Origin of the sequence: Mycetocola lacteus (assembly GCF_003667575.1) — a bacterium.
GTDB classification, from domain to species: domain Bacteria; phylum Actinomycetota; class Actinomycetes; order Actinomycetales; family Microbacteriaceae; genus Mycetocola; species Mycetocola lacteus.
The window spans coordinates 87,904-106,396 of record NZ_RCUY01000001.1; the positions used below are offsets into that span (position 1 = coordinate 87,904).

General features: G+C 66.2%; 19 protein-coding genes. 7 read left to right on the forward strand and 12 right to left on the reverse strand.

Translation table 11 applies throughout. From position 1 onward, the window contains the following. Positions 1–19: 19 nt before the first annotated feature. A complete protein-coding gene (gene murI / locus D9V34_RS00400) occupies positions 20–886 on the reverse strand; it encodes a glutamate racemase (RefSeq protein ID WP_121686991.1) in 867 nt (288 codons plus the stop codon). Between the two features lie 159 nt (positions 887–1,045). Then, a complete protein-coding gene (locus D9V34_RS00405) occupies positions 1,046–1,540 on the reverse strand; it encodes an aromatic ring-opening dioxygenase LigA (protein ID WP_121686992.1) in 495 nt (164 codons plus the stop codon). A 294-nt stretch (positions 1,541–1,834) separates the two neighbouring features. On the opposite strand from D9V34_RS00405, the gene D9V34_RS00410 reads away from it, so the two are divergent. Beyond that, a complete protein-coding gene (locus D9V34_RS00410) occupies positions 1,835–3,145 on the forward strand; it encodes a nicotinate phosphoribosyltransferase (RefSeq protein WP_121686993.1) in 1,311 nt (436 codons plus the stop codon). A gap of 115 nt (positions 3,146–3,260) precedes the next feature. Here D9V34_RS00410 and D9V34_RS00415 read toward each other — a convergent pair whose 3' ends face one another. From D9V34_RS00415 to D9V34_RS17985, 6 genes are all read right to left on the reverse strand, one after another. Further along, entirely contained in the window at positions 3,261–4,238 is a 978-nt protein-coding gene (locus tag D9V34_RS00415; RefSeq protein ID WP_121686994.1) for a nucleoside hydrolase, read from the reverse strand. Continuing rightward, positions 4,235–5,464, reverse strand: coding sequence for a LacI family DNA-binding transcriptional regulator (locus tag D9V34_RS00420; RefSeq protein WP_121686995.1), 1,230 nt, complete (start codon positions 5,462–5,464; stop codon positions 4,235–4,237). The genes D9V34_RS00415 and D9V34_RS00420 overlap by 4 nt, the downstream gene beginning before the upstream one ends. Continuing rightward, positions 5,461–6,849 (reverse strand): MFS transporter, encoded by a 1,389-nt coding sequence (locus tag D9V34_RS00425; RefSeq protein WP_245991777.1) that lies wholly within the window; start codon positions 6,847–6,849, stop codon positions 5,461–5,463. The genes D9V34_RS00420 and D9V34_RS00425 overlap by 4 nt, the downstream gene beginning before the upstream one ends. Before the next feature lie 313 nt (positions 6,850–7,162). After that, positions 7,163–7,453 carry a DUF3039 domain-containing protein gene (locus tag D9V34_RS00430; RefSeq protein WP_043321534.1) on the reverse strand — a complete coding sequence of 97 codons (291 nt, stop codon included), beginning with the start codon at positions 7,451–7,453 and terminating at the stop codon, positions 7,163–7,165. A gap of 39 nt (positions 7,454–7,492) precedes the next feature. Beyond that, a complete protein-coding gene (locus D9V34_RS00435) occupies positions 7,493–9,034 on the reverse strand; it encodes a hypothetical protein (RefSeq protein ID WP_147441566.1) in 1,542 nt (513 codons plus the stop codon). After that, complete coding sequence (locus D9V34_RS17985) at positions 9,010–9,756, reverse strand: ABC transporter ATP-binding protein (RefSeq protein WP_245991779.1); 747 nt, start codon at positions 9,754–9,756, stop codon at positions 9,010–9,012. Before D9V34_RS17985 ends, D9V34_RS00435 begins: the two co-directional genes overlap by 25 nt. A 13-nt stretch (positions 9,757–9,769) precedes the next feature. Between D9V34_RS17985 and D9V34_RS17990 the strand changes: the two genes are divergently transcribed. From D9V34_RS17990 to D9V34_RS00465, 6 genes are all read left to right on the forward strand, one after another. Next, positions 9,770–10,009 (forward strand): hypothetical protein, encoded by a 240-nt coding sequence (locus D9V34_RS17990; protein WP_245991781.1) that lies wholly within the window; start codon positions 9,770–9,772, stop codon positions 10,007–10,009. A gap of 27 nt (positions 10,010–10,036) precedes the next feature. Beyond that, positions 10,037–10,462, forward strand: coding sequence for a hypothetical protein (locus D9V34_RS17995; protein WP_245991783.1), 426 nt, complete (start codon positions 10,037–10,039; stop codon positions 10,460–10,462). 501 nt (positions 10,463–10,963) lie between these two features. Continuing rightward, complete coding sequence (locus D9V34_RS00450) at positions 10,964–11,656, forward strand: phosphocholine cytidylyltransferase family protein (RefSeq protein ID WP_121686999.1); 693 nt, start codon at positions 10,964–10,966, stop codon at positions 11,654–11,656. A 116-nt stretch (positions 11,657–11,772) separates the two neighbouring features. Next, positions 11,773–12,579 (forward strand): ABC transporter permease, encoded by an 807-nt coding sequence (locus D9V34_RS00455; RefSeq protein ID WP_121687000.1) that lies wholly within the window; start codon positions 11,773–11,775, stop codon positions 12,577–12,579. After that, on the forward strand, positions 12,579–13,325 hold the full coding sequence (locus D9V34_RS00460; RefSeq protein WP_030148560.1) for an ABC transporter ATP-binding protein: 747 nt from the start codon (positions 12,579–12,581) through the stop codon (positions 13,323–13,325). Before D9V34_RS00455 ends, D9V34_RS00460 begins: the two co-directional genes overlap by 1 nt. Before the next feature lie 38 nt (positions 13,326–13,363). Further along, a complete protein-coding gene (locus D9V34_RS00465; protein WP_183091783.1) occupies positions 13,364–14,365 on the forward strand; it encodes a hypothetical protein in 1,002 nt (333 codons plus the stop codon). Here the strand turns inward: D9V34_RS00465 and D9V34_RS00470 are convergent. Genes D9V34_RS00470 through D9V34_RS00485 form a run of 4 tightly spaced genes read right to left on the reverse strand, consistent with a single transcriptional unit; the run spans position 14,362 to position 18,462 of the window. Then, positions 14,362–15,639, reverse strand: coding sequence for a CDP-glycerol glycerophosphotransferase family protein (locus D9V34_RS00470; protein WP_121687001.1), 1,278 nt, complete (start codon positions 15,637–15,639; stop codon positions 14,362–14,364). The genes D9V34_RS00465 and D9V34_RS00470 overlap by 4 nt on opposite strands. 42 nt (positions 15,640–15,681) lie before the next feature. After that, the gene (locus tag D9V34_RS00475; protein ID WP_121687002.1) at positions 15,682–16,590 is read right to left on the reverse strand and encodes a glycosyltransferase family 2 protein; all 909 of its coding nucleotides are present in this window, start codon (positions 16,588–16,590) and stop codon (positions 15,682–15,684) included. Beyond that, on the reverse strand, positions 16,583–17,395 hold the full coding sequence (locus D9V34_RS00480; protein WP_030148556.1) for a CDP-alcohol phosphatidyltransferase family protein: 813 nt from the start codon (positions 17,393–17,395) through the stop codon (positions 16,583–16,585). The genes D9V34_RS00475 and D9V34_RS00480 overlap by 8 nt, the downstream gene beginning before the upstream one ends. Then, complete coding sequence (locus tag D9V34_RS00485) at positions 17,392–18,462, reverse strand: glycosyltransferase family 2 protein (RefSeq protein WP_121687003.1); 1,071 nt, start codon at positions 18,460–18,462, stop codon at positions 17,392–17,394. The genes D9V34_RS00480 and D9V34_RS00485 overlap by 4 nt, the downstream gene beginning before the upstream one ends. Positions 18,463–18,493: the final 31 nt, after the last annotated feature.

An 18,493-nucleotide genomic window follows, 5' to 3' on the forward strand; every position in this document is an offset into this window, starting at 1 on the left:
CCTTCGGGTTGGGGCGAGCCTAGCTCGCGGCGGGGTTCTGGGTGGTGGTTTCGCGCTGCAGGGTGCGCAGATCGCCGAGGTCGATGACGCCGGTCTGTACGAGGTCCACATGCGAGATTTCGCGACCCACCAGGCGGGTGGCGAGCTCCAGGAACTCACTCTCGCTCTGGCCGGTGGCCTCGTAGTGGTGCTGGGGCGGGGTGATCGCGGTGCGCTCCTGCCCCATCGATACCAGCTGGCGGTAGACGTCGTTGGCGGTTTCCGAGTCGCTGGAGACCAGGGTCACATCCGGACCCATCACATAGCTAATCGCACCCTTGAGGAAGGGATAGTGGGTACAGCCGAGCACCAGGGTGTCCACGCCCGCCTCACGCAGCGGTCCCAGATACTCCTCGGCGACGGCCAGCACCTCGGGGCCGGTGGTGATGCCGTTTTCGACAAACTCCACAAACTTCGGGCACGCCTGGGTGAACAGCTCCAGCTCGGGGGCCGCGGCAAACGCATCCTGGTAGGCGCGGGAGCGGATGGTGCCGGCGGTGCCGATCACGCCCACGCGGTTGGTGCGGGTGACCCGCACGGCGCTGCGCACGGCGGGCTGGATGACCTCGATGACCGGGACCGAGTAGCGCTCGCGCGCATCCCGGAGGACCGCCGAGGAGGCGGTGTTGCAGGCAATCACCAGCATCTTGACACCCTTGGCCACCAGGTCGTCCATCACCTCAAGTGAGTAGCGACGCACATCCGCGATGGACTTGGGGCCGTACGGAGAGTGGGCGGTATCCCCCACGTAGAGGATCTGTTCTCGCGGCAGCTGATCCTGAATAGCGCGGGCGACGGTGAGTCCCCCAACGCCGGAGTCAAAGATCCCAATTGGTGCATCATTCACACCCTCAACCCTACTACCGGAGGCCCTTCCGGGCGGTACACGGACACGCGAACGCCCCCATCCCCGCGCCGATGAGACGGGAAATGAGGGCGTTATCGGGGCACCCCGAGTCGGCACCCGGTAGCCTTGTGGGCCTGGGTGCCGCAGACCGCGAGGAAACTACTCCGCGGGGGTGACCGGGACGGTGGCTACGGCTGCGCGGCGACGCGGCGCGATGGTCAGGATGACCCAGCCGATGATGCCAAAGAGGATCCCGACACCGATCACAAACGCCGAGACACCGTAGGAGACCACCGAGGTGAACAGCGAGGTACGCAGGAACGAGGCGTTCATCACGGTGGCGCGCTTCGGGTCATCCTTGTCCAGCTCGGCATAGGTCTTGCCGTCGGTCATGTTCTTGGCGTGGGTGCTGATGATGTCGGCCTGTGCAAACGCGGAGAACGGGCCGGCTACGTCGGCACCGCCGAGGAAGGCGGCATCCTCGCTCACGGTGATCTTCTCGGCGCGCAGCTGGCTGGTCACCACGCCCCAGACGGTTCCGCCGGCGATAATCATCACGGCTGCGGCGAGCAGCGCGATGAATCCGGCCCAGCGCAGCGCGAGGGCCTTACCGGGGGTGATGCTCAGGGTGACGGGTGCTGTGGTTTCGGACATAACTGCTCCTTGTAGTTGGGTGATCGCGTTTGTGACGCAATCCCGACGTGGTCTAACGACCCACAATCGCCCCGGAACCTGCCCGGGAACTGCGATGCTCACGGTGCGAGTAATTGCATGCTAATCGTGTGTTAGCCATTCCGTTTCGGTAATGACGCCCCCAGTATGGGGCTCCTGTCGTATCGTGCAGATATGCAACTTCTGTCGTAAAACTGCGCGAGTTTCCGCGGATCCCATGCGGATATTTGTGCACCCCGGATGCGGAGACGTTCACGAAGTGGCTAGGCTGGCGACGTGAACACTTCAACCGCACTTCACACCGACCGCTACGAGCTCACCATGATCGATGCCGCGTTCGCGCGCGGCACCGCCACCGAGCACTGTCTCTTCGAGGTCTTCGCCCGCCGCCTTCCCGGCGCACGTCGCTACGGCGTCGTGGCCGGCACCGGCCGCCTGCTCGAACTGATCCGCGACTTCCGCTTTGGCGAGTCCGAGTTGCAGTGGCTCCGTGACAATAATGTGGTGGGCACCGAGACCCTGGACTGGCTCGCCGACTACCGTTTCCGCGGCAACATCTGGGGCTACCAGGAGGGCGAGGTCTACTTCCCCAACTCCCCCATCCTGACCGTCGAGGCGAGCTTCGCCGAGGGTGTCATCCTGGAGACCCTGGCGCTCAGCGTCCTGAACTATGACAGCGCGGTGGCCAATGCCGCGACCCGCATGGTCACCGCGGCCATCGGCCGCCCGCTCTCGGAGATGGGCTCACGCCGGGCCAATGAGGAGGCCGCCGTGGCCGCCGCCCGCGCCGCCTATATCGCCGGCTTCGGCGCGACCAGTAATCTCGAGGCCGGACGCCGCTGGGGCATTCCCACGATGGGCACCGCTGCCCACGCCTTCACCCTGCTGCACGCGAGCGAGGAGGAGGCCTTCCAGGCGCAGATCGACAAACTCGGCACCAAAACCACCCTGCTGGTGGATACCTACGATGTGCACCAGGGTGTGGAAACGGCGATCCGGGTGGCCGGGCCCGAACTCGGCGCGATCCGTCTGGACTCGGGTGACCTGCCCACCCTGGTCACCGAGGTACGGGCACAGCTCGACTCGCTGGGGGCCACCGGCACCAAGATCACCGTGACCAACGACCTGGATGAGCACGCGATCGCGACCCTCGCTGCCTCCCCGGTGGACTCCTACGGCGTGGGCACCTCGGTGGTCACCGGTTCCGGCTCCCCTGCCGCGAGTATGGTCTACAAGCTGGTGGCCCGCCGCGGTGAGGATGGGTCCTGGATTCCGCTGGCCAAGAACTCCGAGGGCAAGGCGTCGATCGGCGGCAAGAAGACCCCGATGCGCCGCCTCTCGGCCTCGGGCCGTGCCAACCAGGAGCGCATCTACATCGGTGACACCGCCCCCGAGGCCGAGGCTTCGGAGCGTGCGCTGAACGTGCCGCTGATCGTGGACGGCGTGATCGAGGAGCGCTACCTGGGTGCCGCCGGCACCGCGCTGGCCCGTGAGCACCGTGCCACCGCGGTGAGCGAGCTGCCGGCCGGGGCCTTCCGTTTGGGACGCGGCGACGCGGCGATCCCCACGGTCTTTATCGGCAACTAGTTTCGCACCGAGCGGGGCTCACCATGGGTGGGCCCCGCTCGGCGTTTAATCCTCGGAGCACCCCCGCTGCTCGGCATCCCGGGACTCTGGCCCGGGGAGAAGCCAGGCGGGGCGGTTAGCCGTGGGCGGCGAACCACCCGGTGAGGAGCGTGAGCAGGCGCGCATTATCGATGCGTGTCACCACCTCGATCGGCGCGGGCGCGGCACCCGGCGCAGGCAGCGCATCCGGGGCCCAGCGCACCGTGCGACCACGGGTCGGCCCCGGCAGCAGGTCCACGCTGATGTCCAGATCGCGGGTGTCCACGGTGCCCGGATCCAGTAGCAATGCCACGGTGACCACATCGTGAATCCACATCCCGCCGATGCCCCGGGTCCTGGCCGAATAGGTGATCCAGGGACGCAGGGTGGGGACCAGCGCACGGGTCAGCCGGGTGTCCAGACGTTCGATCCGGTCGAGGTCCGCGTGGGTCATCAGCGTCGTGGTGGTGGCATCCATCGGGACCAGGGTGATGCGGGCACCGCTGGAGAGCACAATCGCCGCCGCATCCGGATCCACCCCGAAATTGGTATCCACCGGATAGCCCTCCACCTCGAAGACGCCGCCCATGATGACGATGCGCGCCACGTTCCGGGCGAAGTCCGGGAAGAGTCGGGTGGCAAGCGCCAGGTTGGTGAGCGGACCGATCGCCACAATCGTGACCTCGCCGGGATAGGCCCGAACCAGCTCGCCGAGCGCCTGGGCCGCGGGAATCCCCGGCACGTCGTGGGCGGCACGCGGCCGCGGGGTCGATCCCCAGGTTTCGGTCACCGTGGCATCGGCATCCTCCCGGTCCAGGTGTGTGCGCCAGCGTTCGGGCGGCTCCACCAGCGCACGCTCGGCCCCCAGATAGATCGGCACCTCGGTCCCGAAATTCTCGATCAGGGTTTGCGCCGCGGCAAAGCCGAGCGCGCTCGGGGTGTTACCAGAAACCGTGGTGATCGCCTCGAGGGTCAGCTCGGGATGGGCAGCCACGGCGAGCGCCAGGGCCAGTCCGTCATCCACGTTGGCCCCGGGTACCCCGTTGCCGGGATCGCAGTCGATCACGATCCTCACGCGGAAGCCCCCGTTCGCGACCCGGGCCGTTCGGCCGCGGTTCTTCCCACCGTCGCTTGCTCCGTTGTCGGCCGTTTCGCCGCCGGTTGTGCCACCGCGGGTTGTGCCACCGCCGGGTGCTCCACCTCCGATTGCTCCGACGCTTGCCGTTCCGCCGCCGATTGCTCCGCTGCCCGCTGCTCCCCCGCCGAGCCCGTCGCCGCGCGCAGCGCCCGCTCCGACGGGGTGCGTCGATACTCGCACCCGCAGGAGCGTCGGCGGACCAGCTCAACATCGCAGACGGTCACCGGATACTCGGCTCGATCACTCCGGATCAACAGGTCGATTGCACGATCCGAGATCGCCTCGATCGGCTGCTCGATGGTGGACAGGGCGGGAATCGAATACTCGGCGTTGGTCGTGCCGTTGAAGCAGATCACCGCGAGGTCCTCGGGCACCCGCACCCCGAGCTCGGCCGCCGCCGCCAGCAGCCCCAAGGCCTGCTGCTCATTGGAGGCGAACACCGCATCGGGACGGGTCTCGCGCTCCAGGAGTGCCCGCCCGGCGAGGTATCCGCCGCCCCGGGTGTAGGTCCCCTCGATCTGAAGATCGGCGCGGGCGGCGTCACCGAGCGCGTCCCGCCAGCCGTCGCGTCGGTCGCGGGCGTTTTGCTGCTCCAGCGGCCCGGTGATGATCGCAACCGCGTCTCGACCGTGCTCGATCAGATGCCGGGTCGCTGCGGCCGAGGCCGCCCGCTCATCCACTCGCACGCCGATGATCCCGGGGCCCGCGGGGGGCTCGTCCAGGACCACCACCGGGACCTTACCCACGGCCTGATCCAGCCACGGATGGTCCCGGTCCACCCCGTAAAACAGCAGTCCGTCGATGCGGTGCTGGAGGAAGGTGCCCACCAGATCCGCCTCGCGGGCCGGATCATCCGCGGAGTCGCCAAGCAGCAGGGTAAACCCGCGCCGGTAGGCGGCCCCCTCGATCGCATGCGCGAGGGCGGCCACAAACGGGTTGGCAATATTGGGTACGATCAGCCCGAAGGTGCGGGTGGATCCCGAGGCCAGGGCCCGGGCGATCCCGTCGGGACGATATCCGGTGGACTCGATCGCCGCCAGGACCCGCGCCCGGGTCGCCTCGGCGACCGGGCGCGGACCATTATTGACCACGTAGCTGACCACGGCGACCGAGGTTCCGGCCACCCGGGCCACGTCGGTGCGGGTTACTTTTTCCCTACTCACACGGTTCCCATCCGAGCCTCGGCATCATCGGTGGCATCGTGAATCAGGTTGAGGTCGCGGCCGCGGGTTTCCGGGGCCGTGAAGGTGGTGAACAGCCCGATCGCCGCCATGACCACCCAGTACAATGCTAGCGGCCACCAGGCACCAAACGCGGCCAGCAACCCGGCCGCCACGGCGGGTGCGGTGCCGCCGGAGAGGATCGATCCGATCTCCTTGGCCAGCGCCATCTTGGTGAAGCGGTTGCGGGCACCAAACAGCTCGACGCCGTAGGCCGCCTGCACACCAAAGATCCCCAGTGAGGCGATGCTCATCCCGACGATAATGATCGCCATCACCACGGCGGTGTTGCGGGACTGGATCAGCGCAAACGCGGGGAACGCGTAGGCCACCAGCAGGATACAGAACCAGCGATAGGTGATCCGACGTCCGAAGCGGTCCGAGAGCCAGCCCGCAAACGGGATCACCGCAAAGCCGATCAGCGAGGCAATCAGCACTGCGGCGGTGGGCACCGACTTATCCACCATCAGCACGGTGGCCACATAGCCGATCAGGAACCCCTGGGCCATATAGGAGGGACCGTTCTCACCGATGCGCAGTCCCAGCATCACAAAGAACGCGCGGTTGCGACGCCAGAACGAGCGGGTGTCCACCGCGCGAATGGCCTCGGTGCGGGCGGCGATCTGTTCGCGCTGCTTGGCGAAGACCGGGGTTTCCTTCATGGTGCGACGCAGGACCAGGGCGAAGCCGGCGATCAGGATGCTGGCCAGGAACGGAATCCGCCACCCCCAGCTGGTCAGATCCTCCTTGGGTAACTGGACCACCAGGAGCCAGGCGGTCGAGGCCAGCAGGGTCCCGCTGTTGGACCCGAGGGCGACGATCGAGGCCACCAGTCCGCGGCGCTTGACCGGGGCAAACTCGGTCAGCACGATCGCGGCGCCGGAGAGCTCGGCACCGGCCCCGAAGCCCTGCAACACCCGCAGGATGAGCAGCAGGATCGGGGCGAGCGCGCCGACCTGGTCATAGGTCGGCAGCAGTCCGATCAGGGTGGTGGCCCCTCCCATCAGCGCGATGGTGATGACCATGACTGCCTTGCGGCCGTGCCGGTCGCCGATCCGGCCGAAGAACCAGGCACCCACCGGACGGGCAAAGAAGCCGACCGCGTAGGTCGAGAAGCTTGCCAGCAGCGCGATGGTGGGCGAGGACTCGGGGAAAAACAGGGTGTTGAACACGAGTGCGGTGGCCAGGCCGTACAGCGCGAAGTCGACGTACTCCATCGTGGTGCCAAGCCAGGAGGAGAGTGTTGCGGTCCGAAAGCTCTTTTTTCCCTCGGGGGTGGAAAGCGCATCATCCGTGACGAGCACGGGGGCGGACGGGGTGGGTTCCACGGGGGTTTCCTTTCACGCGGTCTGATGCCGCGGTGTCGAGTGGGGAGAAGGATCTACCCGCGTAGAGTCTGCGCAAAATCTACGCGGGTAGAACACCTGCTTACGGTAAGCAGCACCCGCGATAGTTGACAAGCCCCGTGGCCGCAAAACACCCACTGTTCACCCACTTGTCGCCCGGGCTTACCCCCTCGGGGCACACACAAAACGCCCCGCCTGCGAGGTCCGGTCCTCGCGGCCGTGGCGACCGCCACCATGTGGGGTGGGGTCAACAACCGCGAGAACCCGCCGGGCAGCGGGGCGTTGATTGGTGGGTTTAGCTATCGCGCAGTCGCGCGTACACTTCCTTGCAGGCCGGGCAGACCGGGAACTTTTCCGGATCGCGACCGGGGGTCCACTTCTTGCCGCAGAGCGCGCGCACCGGCTTACCGGTCATCGCGGACTCCAGGATCTTTTCCTTCTTCACGTAGTGCGAGAAGCGTTCGTGATCGCCGGGCTCGATGGCCTCCTCATTGAGGAGCTTTTCCAGCTCGCGGTCAAGCAGGGCGGTGCCGCCGCCGTCCGGCGTACCGTTCGGGTCGGAGATACTCAGGTTCACGTCGCTCATGCCTTCAGTTTAGGACGTTTACCCGGATAATGCGCGTCCCTAGTGGGAGGTCGCAAACTCCATCAGCTCCGCGGTGTGACGCGTGTAATAGCGTGCCCCGGCAATCACTCCCAGCACCAGCACCAGCACCCCGACCGCGAGGCCCACCGCAAGGGTCGGCCAGATCATCGAGGTGGCACCCCCGAAGGCCTGGACCGCGAGAAAGACCACCGGGACGCTCAGCACCACGGTCCCGATCAGGCTCAGCGCCTGCACCCGAGCCGAGTATCCGCCACCCGCCTGTGGCTGCTGGAACGGGCTATCTCCGGGCTGAACCGCCGGGTACGGGGTGCGCGCCGAGAAGTAGGAGGCCAGCCCGAGACCGGTGAGCAGGATTCCCCCACACACGCCGATCAGGACCGGCAGCATCTCGGGAACCCCGCCCAGGCCCACCGAAATCGGCGCTCCCATCGCGATCACCAGGACACCCAGCACGAAGACGGGCAGGATCCGACCGATCCGATCCGCGCGGCCCGAAACCCCGGAGGTCACGTGCAGCCAGAGGGCCGAGGAATCCAGGGCCAGATCATTATGCGGTGCCCAGGCGATAAAGACGACGATGATCGGCAGCGGCAGCAGGCTGAGCGCCGACCAGGATACCCCGGCAATGTTCAGCGCAAATACCGCCACGATCGGGACCAGGGGCACGATCAACAGCGAGGTGATGTAGCGCGGATCACGCAGCCAGTAGGTCAGCGAGCGCGCAGCCACGGCCGCGGTCGGTCCGGCGGGAACCCGGGCAAACCAGCCCAGGTGGATGCCGGCCGGCACCTCGGGCCTACTCACCGAACGCACCAGGTAGGTGCAGAGGACACCCCAGGCCGCAAACAGCACAATCACCGTGAGCACGGCGATCGCCAGCCGTCCGGCCAGTGCCCCGCCGCTGCCTGGTTCGGCCAGCAGCCAGGCGGCACCCAGCGGGGTCCACCCCGCAACCTCGGACACCGAGCTCAGGCGTTCCGGATTCCCCAGCGCGAGTGCCACGGTCCCAAGAGCCAGCACCGCCAGGATCACCGTAACGAGACCGCGTAGCCCACGACGGGCCGGCTCACGCAGCTGCCCACCGAGCGCCGATCCCACCCGGATGAGGAGCGACCCGGTCAGCGGAACCAGAACGGTGGTCGCCAGTGCCGGACCGACCGCGTCGCTCTGAGCCGACGCCAACCCGAATCCCGCGATGCCGCCCAGCAGCAGGAGCACCAGGGTCGGCAGGCTCAGCAGTCCCGAAAGAATGAGCCCGCCGGCGAGGGTGCGCGGGGCAAGACCGAAGCCCGCGTATCCCCGGGGATCCAGCGTGCTGGACACTCGAGACACCAGGGGCACCAGGAAGCAGCCCAGCAGGGCCACGCTGCCGCCCACGCCGATCAGAGCGCGCAGCAGTGCCGGATCCACCTCGGTGGGTTCCTGGAACAGCGTCGCAAACAGGTAGCAGGCGGCCGCGGAAATGATCAGGAGGAGGACCCGCCCGGCCACGGCCCGCGGTTCCCCCCGAAAGGCGTTGAGGAGGGTCTGAAGCCTTAGTCGGAGAAGCTGTGCAACCATTCCAGGCCCTCCGCGGGATCGGTGGGCGAGGACAGCTCGGCAAACCTCTCGGCCAGGGTGCCGTTTCCACGCACCTCGGCCACGGTGCCCTGAGCCAGCACGGTGCCGCTGACAATAATCGAGACGTGGTCACACACCCGCTCGATCAGTTCCATACCGTGACTCGAGAGCACTACCGTACCCCCGTGATCCACGTAGTTACGCAGGAGCGTCAGGAGTCGATCCACCGACACCGGGTCCACGGATTCAAAGGGCTCATCCAGCACCAGCAGGCGCGGGGAGTGGATCAGCGCCGCGGCCAGGGCAACCTTCTTGCGCATGCCCACCGAATAGTCAGACACCAGGCGGCCCAGCGCCTCGGTGAGGCCGATCGCGGCGGCCAGATCGCCGATCCGCGCGCGCACGGTGGCGGCGCTCAGGCCACGCAGGGTGCCCGAGTAGTGCAGGAACTGTGCACCGGTAAGACGCTCAAATAGCCGCATCCGGTCGGGAAGGGCTCCGATGGTGCGCTTGGCCCGGTCCGGATCCTCCCAGACATTGACGCCATTCACCAGAATCTCGCCGGCGTCGGGACGCAGCAGCCCGGTGATCATCGAGAGTGCGGTGGTCTTGCCCGCGCCGTTAGGCCCAACGATGGCAGAGAACGTGCCGGTGGGCACACGCAGATCCAGGTTGTCCACCGCGTGGGTACCCCCGTAATGACGGGTCAGCCCGCGCACCACCAGGACGTCCTCGGTGGTCTCGGCACCGGTCGTGGTGGGCGATGCGGAGGGTGCCGTCGCCGGAGATTTCGTCGCCGGAGATTTGGCCGCCGGAGACTCCGTCGCAGAAGTTTTCGTCGCCGAAGATTTCGTCGCCGCGGTCTTCGTCGCCGCGGTCTTCGTCGCCGCGGTCTTCGTCGCGGGTGACTCCGTCGCCGGGGCCGTCTTCTCGGGAGCTTTTTCGGCCGCGGCCGGTACAGCCGGAGCCGTCTGAGTGGGGTCTTGCGCGGCCGCAGCGCCCGTGGAGGACGTTGCCCCCGCAGCCGCCGTGGCCTTCTTCACGGGAGACTTCCGGACCGGAGCCTTCTTGGCCGGAGCCTTCGAAGCCGAAGCGTTTGAAGCCGGAACCTTCGAAGCCGAAGTCTGTGAAGCCGGAGCCTTCGCAGCCGAAGTCTGTGGAGCCGGTGCCTTCGCAGCGGGAGCCTTCTTCGCGGGGGCCTTGGCTGCGGGAGCCTTCTTCGCCGGAGCTTTTCTCGCCGGAGCCTTTTTCGCGGGCGCCGTCGCGGGGGCACTCTCCCCCGAGTCCCGGGCCAACGCACCGGAATCGGAGGGATCCTTGACGGGTTGTGGACGCGCGGGGGCAGCCTGTGCCGCGGCGGTCTTGGCCGTGGTCGCGCGCGGAGTGCGGGGCTTCGCCGGGGCCTTTTTCACTGCCGGTGCCTTCTGAGCAGCGGAGGACGTGCGGGTCCCCGACGACCCGGTGTTGGTTTTCCGCGCGCCCGCGGGTGTCACCGGTGTCGACGTGTCCGTCGTCGCCGGCGCGGATCCTTCCGCGTCCCGCTTGGCATTCGCCTCCGGCTGCGGCCCTGATTCTGTGGTTCCCACAGGTGATGCCCCCATCATTTTCACGTCTTCGTTACCGGATTTCTGGCCGTGCCCGGCGCACCGACGCGGCTCGGATTTCCGCGGTTTTTCTCTGCTTTAACAAACTACCAACCGATATATAAGATCCCGGTTAGCACCGACCGCGTGGCAGAACTCAAACCTGAGAAATATCCGAGCGTCGTGTTACGAAACGACAACGACCCTCCGCCCTGTGCCCCGAACTGGGCGTTTGCCAGCTAACGTAGATCAGGTGCATGACGGAGTGCGCTTACAACATCTGTCCGGTGAACAACTGGCAAACCCGCCCACTCCGGATGCAACACCGCTCTGATAGGGAGTTACATTGACGACACAGGTAGTAATCCTCGCCGCGGGCATGGGCACGCGTCTGGGGCGCTCGCTCCCCAAATCGCTGACCGAACTGAACGATGGCCGCACCATCATGCAGCAGCAGTTCGACAACATCCACCACGCCTTCGGCAAGAAGGTCAAGATCACCGTGGTGGTGGGCTACAAGCTTGAGCACATCATCGAGGCGTTCCCGGACGCCGACTTCGTTTTCAACGAGCAGTACGACCAGACCAACACCTCTAAGTCGCTCATGCGCGCCCTGGCGGCCTCCTCCAACGGCGGCGTGCTGTGGATGAACGGCGACGTGGTCTTCGACCCCGAGGTTCTGGTTCGCGCGGCCAAGGTTGTCGCCACCGACTCCTCGTTTGTCACCGTCAACACCGACAAGGTCTCCGATGAGGAGGTCAAGTACACGGTGGGCGCCGAGGGATACATCAAGGAACTCTCCAAGACCGTCACAGGCGGTCTCGGCGAGGCCGTGGGCATCAACTACGTCTCCTCGAGCGATAAGGCGGCGCTGCTGCGTCAGCTCGGTCGCGTGGACGACCAGGACTACTTCGAGCGCGGCATCGAGCTCGCGATCGAGCAGGACGGCATGCTCGTTGAGCCGATGAACATCTCCGACTTCTACGCGGTCGAGGTCGACTTCGCCGAGGATCTCGAGCGCGCAAACCTCTTCGTCTAGATCGTTTTTAGGCCGTCGCACCCAGGCGACCCATGCTTTGAACACCCCGCGTCTTCGGCCCGCCTGCGGGTCGGCGTCACGGGGTGTTGTGTTTTTGCCGGTAGATTGAGGCTGTGATGAGTACGACCACCCTACCCCGGCCGCGCCGTTCCCGCGCCGAGCGCTATCGCAGCGCGCTCTGGCTGCTCACCAAACGGGACCTGCGTGTGCGCTATTCCACGAGTGCTCTGGGGTATTTCTGGTCCATCCTGGACCCGCTGGTCATGGCCGGAATCTACTGGTTTGTGTTTGTTGTGGTCTTCAAGCGGGATGGGACGATCGGCGAGGACCCGTATATCGTCTTCCTGATCGCCGGACTGCTCCCCTGGATGTGGTTCACCGGAACCATCTCCGACAGCACCCGCGCGTTCCTGCGCGAGGCCAAGCTGGTACGCTCCACCTCCATTCCGCGCACCATCTGGGTCGCCCGGCTTGTGCTTTCCAAGGGCCTGGAGTTCTTGGCCTCGATCCCCGTGCTCATCATCTTTGCGGTGATCTTTGGGGCGCACGCCAACTGGTCGCTGGTGTGGACGTATCCGCTGGCGATCATCCTGCAGGCAATCCTGGTGCTGGGCATCGGTCTGATCGTGGCGCCGCTGGTGGTGTTCTTCCGTGATCTGGAGCGCGCCGTGAAACTCATCCTGCGCTTCATGTTCTACGCCTCCCCAATCGTCTACTCGACCCTGGACATGCCCAAGGAGATTCAGTCCTGGGCCGCGCTGAACCCACTCAGCGGCATCTTTGCGCTGTATCGTTCGGGGCTCTATCCCGAACAGCTGGTGGCCTTCCCGGTGATCATGTCCGTCATCATCTCGGTGGTAGTTTTGGGCATCGGCCTGCTCGTCTTCCGGCGCTGTGAGCGCGCGGTTCTCAAGGAGATCTAATGACCGAACCGATCATCTCGGTGACCGACCTGGGCATCCAGTTCCGCCGCAATAAGGCCCGTCGCCGCAGCTTCAAGGACCTGTTCGCCGGACGTAAGCGCCGGGCGCGCCCGAACCAGTTCTGGGCGTTCCGCAACCTCACCTTTGACGTGGCACCCGGCGAGGCCATCGGCGTGGTCGGTCGAAACGGCCAGGGGAAGTCCACGCTGCTCAAGCTGGTGGCCGGCGTCATCCTGCCCGATGAGGGTCGCGTTCGGGTCGGGGCCGGAGTTGCACCGCTGATCGAGATCACCGGCGGCTTTGTCAGCGACCTGTCGGTGCGCGATAACGTGTATCTGACCGCCGGGCTGCACGGCATGTCCAAGGCCGAGGTCGCCGCAAGATTTGATGAGATCATCGACTTTGCCGAGATCCAGGATTTTGTTGACACCCCGTATAAGCACCTCTCCAGCGGGATGAAGGTGCGGATCGCGTTCTCGGTAATCGCGCAGCTGGATGAGCCGGTGATCCTGGTGGACGAGGTCCTGGCAGTGGGCGATAAGTCGTTCCGCGAGAAGTGCTATCGCCGGATCGACGAGCTTCTTTCGGCCGGGAGAACCCTGTTCTTCGTCTCGCATAACGAGCGTGACCTTCGGCGTTTTTGCAGCCGGGGCCTGTACCTTGACAAGGGAAAGCTGGTCCTGGATGGGCCTATCGGCGAGGTTCTCGATCGCTATAACGAGGATTATAATAATCCCACGTCCTAATCCGGGCGGCCCCGTCCGGACAGGGGGAAGGGGCACGCATGGCGAAGAAACCACCGGTGTACGTGGTAACGGGGGTTCCCGAGCCCGAACGCTCCCCCGCTGATCCCGCCAGCATCGACGCGGTCCTGCTCCCCGGCACCACCTCGTCGGCGGCCCAGGACACTTCACGTCGCCCCGGTAAGCCGGGCACGGTCGGCTCGGCGAGCGATCCGGCCTGGGTCCGCGGAATCGACCGCCTGCTCTCGGTTCAGCGCCCCCTGGTACTCGCGCATATTCGCTCGATTCGCCGCCGTCACCCGCATGCCACCGGTGATCAGATGGTGCGTATCCTGGAGCGCCGCTATCTGACAGCCGTCACCTCCGGCGGTGCCGCGGTCGGAGCCACCGCGATGGTGCCGGCGATCGGCACCGGCATCACCATCGCCCTCTCCGGCGTGGAGACCGCCGGTTTCCTGGAGGCTACCGCCCTATTTGCGCAGTCGGTGGCCGAGGTTCACGGGATCGCCGTGAACGATCCGCTGCGCGCCCGAGCCCTGGTGATGACCCTGATGCTGGGTAATGCCGGCAGCGACCTGGTTAAAAACTTCACCGGCGATGTGCTCGGGCAGGGCAACAGCCGCCGGGCGCACTGGGGACGCACGATTGCCTCCTCGATGCCGCAGATGGTCATGGGTCCCTTCGCCGATCAGGTGAAGTCTCGCTTCATGAAGCACTTTGTTGCGACCCAGGGAACCACCCTGGTGGGCAAGGCCGTGCCCTTTGGCATCGGTGCGGCCATCGGCGGGGTGGGCAACCACGTGGCCGGGCGCGGGGTAGTCACCAGCGCGCGCACGGCCTTTGGCCCGGCACCCGTGCGTCTTCCCCAGGAACTCGAGCCGCTGGAACGCGCCGAGCCCCTGGTGGGACGGGTCCGCTCGGGCATCCGCGACCTGGGTGAGAAGATCCCACGGGCCCTCCCGGGACGTCGACGCCCCGGCAAGCCCGAGGCCCCCGGGAAGAACCGCGCACCGCGGCCCGAGGATCCCCAGAATCTCGCCTAGGCGCTCTCCTGGGTGTTGTGCCCCTGCGCGCTTGCCTCGTGCGCGCTGTTCTCCTCCTGCGCTGCGTATTCGTCCCAGCGCTCCATCAGGGTGTCCACGGCCGCGTGGAAGCGTGCGGTGGCCTCCCCCGGGCTGGTGTCCCCAAAGTAGTGGCGGGACCAGCGTCGTAGGCGCGCGGTGGCCTCGGCATCATCACGTACGCGCTCAACTTCAGCAACAATCCGTGCCGCCCCCTCGGCGGTGAGCCACTCACACTCCTGCAGGTAGCCGCCCGCATCGATCTCCGCTGCGGGGTTCACCGGTCGGGTGACCAGCACGGGCTTACCCACGGCGAGGCGATCGTAGATCATGGCCGAGATGTCCACGATGGCCACATCCGAGGCGGCGAGTTGCCACCCGAGCTCGATGCCCTGGTCGTAGACGTGCTTGGCCTGGGGATCGGCATGATTGGCGTGCTGGATCATCGAGATGATCTCGCGATTGGCCTGCGCATACGCGTGGTCCATGACGCCCGACCGCGGATGCGGGCGATAGATCACCCGATGCTGTCCGGTGCCCAGCAGGTTTTTGACCAGGGTGACACCATGCGTCGCGATGGATCCATAGGCCGCCGAGGCCCGGTCCCCCTCCCAGGTGGGGGCGTAGAGCACCACGGTGCGCTCATCCGGCACAAACGGCAGTCGACCGGCGAAGTGGTCGGCCTGCGGGCGTCCGATCGCGAAGGTGCGTCGGTCCAGATCGTAGTCCCACAGCGCCTGGGTGAGTCGTTCTCGGGCGGCGTCTCCGGCGATGAAGGCGTAGTCATATGACTTGAACTGGTTCGTGGTCATATACATCTTGTCGCTCTCACCGTGATTGATAAACACGTGCCAGCGACGCCCGTAACGGAACATCTGGAAGTTTTTGGCGTTCTGATTGACGTAGAACACGATACGAATGTCCTGCTCCTCGAGGGTGTCCTCCAGCTCGCGGACCGTGCGCACATAGGCCACATCCAGCGGGGATTCCTCCAGGAGCTGCGCGGCCGCGGTCGCGGTGCGGGTGAGCACAACCACCGGCCACTTTTTGGCCAGGCCCGCGAGCGGCTGATACCACTGGCGCATCTGGTACATGTTGACCTTGCCATCGGCAAAATAGACGGCGATCTTAAAGTGACCGGGGGTCAGCGGGGTCAGTGCGGCCAGCCGATGGGCAAGATCGGCCCGCGCACGGCGATTCGCGATCGCCTCGCCGAGGAGGTTCAGAGCCTTGCGGCCGTCGGAGATGACACCCATGTACGTTTCGTATCCAGTCGTTGACGTTGTGTTCGTTGCAGATTAGTAGATCGGTGGACGCCCGGCCCGGGTCATCCGCCAAATTGTGCGCCAGCGCAGGCGTTTGCGTCCACCCGGGGGTGTGCGAATGCCCTCGCGCCAGCCACCAAACCAGGGCTTAAGCGCCTCGGGTTTGCGCCACCAGCGGGCGATTGTGGCGAGGGTCCAGATTCCCACGTAGGCGATCCCCAGCGGCAGCGGGAGATTACGCCGGGCAATCCAGACGCGGTTACGCGCCGTTAACCGATAATACTGGCTGTGCCGGGTCTGCTGCACGACGGGGTGGAACGCCCGCAGGTCTCCCGCATACCAGGCGCGCAGGTCCTGATCCCACACCCGCCAGGCCAGTTCGATCCCCTCGTGGGCATAGAAGAACGGCTCCGCCCAGCCACCGGTGCGGTCAAAGACCGTGCGCGGCAGCAAGATCGAGGCCTCCATGCAGGAAAAAGCCGGACCGGATTCGCTCGGGTCGGGGCTGCCCGCGCGCGGGATCCAGTGTCGCAGGGTCTCCCCCGATTCGGGATCCATCATCCGAGGCTGCACCAGACCAATGCTGGGATCCGCGCGGATCAGGCCGATTGCCCGAGACAGGTAGTCGGTGTCGGGGAGCCAGGCATCGTCATCAAGGAAGTAGATGTACTCTCCGGAGACCTGCGCCGCACCGCGGTTGCGCCCGGCCGGGATGCCCTCATTGGTGGCCAGTGCATGGGCGCGCACACCCGCAGGCAGATCCACCGGCTGGTAGCCGTTGCCCACCACCACGATGTCGAGGTGAACGCCGGTCTGGGCGAGCACACTGTCGATCGCGCGGCGCAGCTCCTCGGGGCGACGGCCCTGGGTGAGGATCGCGACGCCCACGCTCGGCTGGCCAGCGCCGGCCCGGTCCGTGCCAGACCCTCCGCCGCTAGGCACGCAGCCGCTTCGAGGTCATGATGGCCACAAAGTGCCCAAACAGGGTGATGATGCCAAAGACCAGCAGGAACACCAGGGTCCCGCGCATCGCCAGCTCGCCGCCGATGAACAGCCCCACCACGGCCCCCACGAAGATCACCATGGTGAGCTCCACCGAGTGGAACAGGCGGTGGAAGGGCAGGAAGCGGGCGATCCGGCGGGCCGCCTGCAACAGTCCCGGCTGCGGAGCCGACTCGCTCACGCTGTAGGTGAGTTTGGGGGCACCGTAGGCGGCACGGGCGTTGCGGACCATGTCGTTGAGCGCCTTGTTCAAGATGATCACGATCGCCAGCCCCATGCCCAGGGTGGTCCAGAGGTAGTCCTCGGGGGCCTCGAACGGATAGCCGGCGGCACGGATGGCCAGCGCGATGGGGATCAGGGTCTCGGTTGAGTAGTGTCCCACCGAGTCCAGGAACGTGCCCGCCGGGGACGAGGTCTTACGCCAGCGCGCCACCTCGCCATCCGAGCAGTCCACAAGCATCTGCAGCTGGCCGAAGATGAGGCCGAGCACCGCGCCCCAGATGCCGGGGATCAGCAGGACTCCGGCCACACACCATCCGGTGAGGATCATGATGCCGGTCACGCCGTTGGCGCTGATCCGGGTGCGCAGCAGCGCCATGGTCAGATACGGAGAGAGGTCACGCAGATACAGCGAAGCAACCCAGTGCTCGGCGTTGCGTCGGGATCGAACCTCCGGCGGCTGAGCCACGGCGCGCAGCTCGGCCAGCGAGCCGGGTCGGGTGTAGCGAGGCTGAGAGTCGGTCATCGGCGGTTCTTACCTTCGTTTTTCAGCGCCGAGGTGGACCCGGCAAGGGAGAGATATCCCAGGATAAACCCGATGCCCCAACAGAAGTGAATACACGGGATGACGATCAGGAACCAGGCCATCGCCCGCGGGGAATCCTTCGACCCGACGGTGAGGGTGGCCAGCAACACCAGCAGCACGTAGCCGGCCGGGGCGATCCATCCCCACACCAGCGGGTTCGGGGTGCCCAGGGCCGCCTCGATGGTCCCGATGATGCCCAGAATGATGCCCACGGTGACCACGAGAACCATCAGCGGCGGCGCAAAATAGCGGATGATTCCGCGGCTCGGGAAGGTTCGGCTGAGTTCTCCGCGCCAGAGGCCGGTGGAGAAGAACTGGCGAATCAGGCGGTTCAGGCTCGGCCGGGGCCGGTACACCACGCGCATTTCGGGGGTGAACCACACGGTTTCCCCGCCCTTGGCCAGGCGGTGGTTGAGCTCCCAGTCCTGACCGCGCTTGATCCGTTCGTCAAAGAGCCCCGCGGCCTCCAGCGCATCCCGACGGAACACGCCGAGGTAGACGGTTTCGGCTGGCCCCTGGGTGCCTCCCACATGGTGCGGGCTGCCGCCGAGGCCCACCCGGCTGCCATAGGCGCGGGCCACGGCCTGCTCAAACGGGGTGGTGCCCCGGGCATCCATGATGCCGCCCACGTTGGCGGCACCCGTGCGCAGGATTGTCTCTACCGCCACCGAGGTGTAGTTGGGCGGCAGCACCGAGTGGGCATCCACCCGCACCACGATGGGCAGGGTGGTGGCACGAATGGCAATGTTCAGCCCGGCCGGGGTGGAGCCCACCGGGTTATCGATCACCCGAATCCGGGGGTCTTCGGCCGAAAGCTCGGCCACCAGCTCGTTGGTGCCGTCGATACTGGGCCCCACGGCGATCGCCACTTCAAAGGGGCCGGTGTAGTCCTGAGCCAGCAGTGAATCAACGGCCGCACGTACGTGGGTGACGTCGTTGAGCACCGGCATAACGTATGAGACGCCGGGTAACGTGGTCTCGGAAGGGGCAGAAAAATGCTCCGACATGGTCTCCGCTCGCGGTATTGTCCGAACTAGA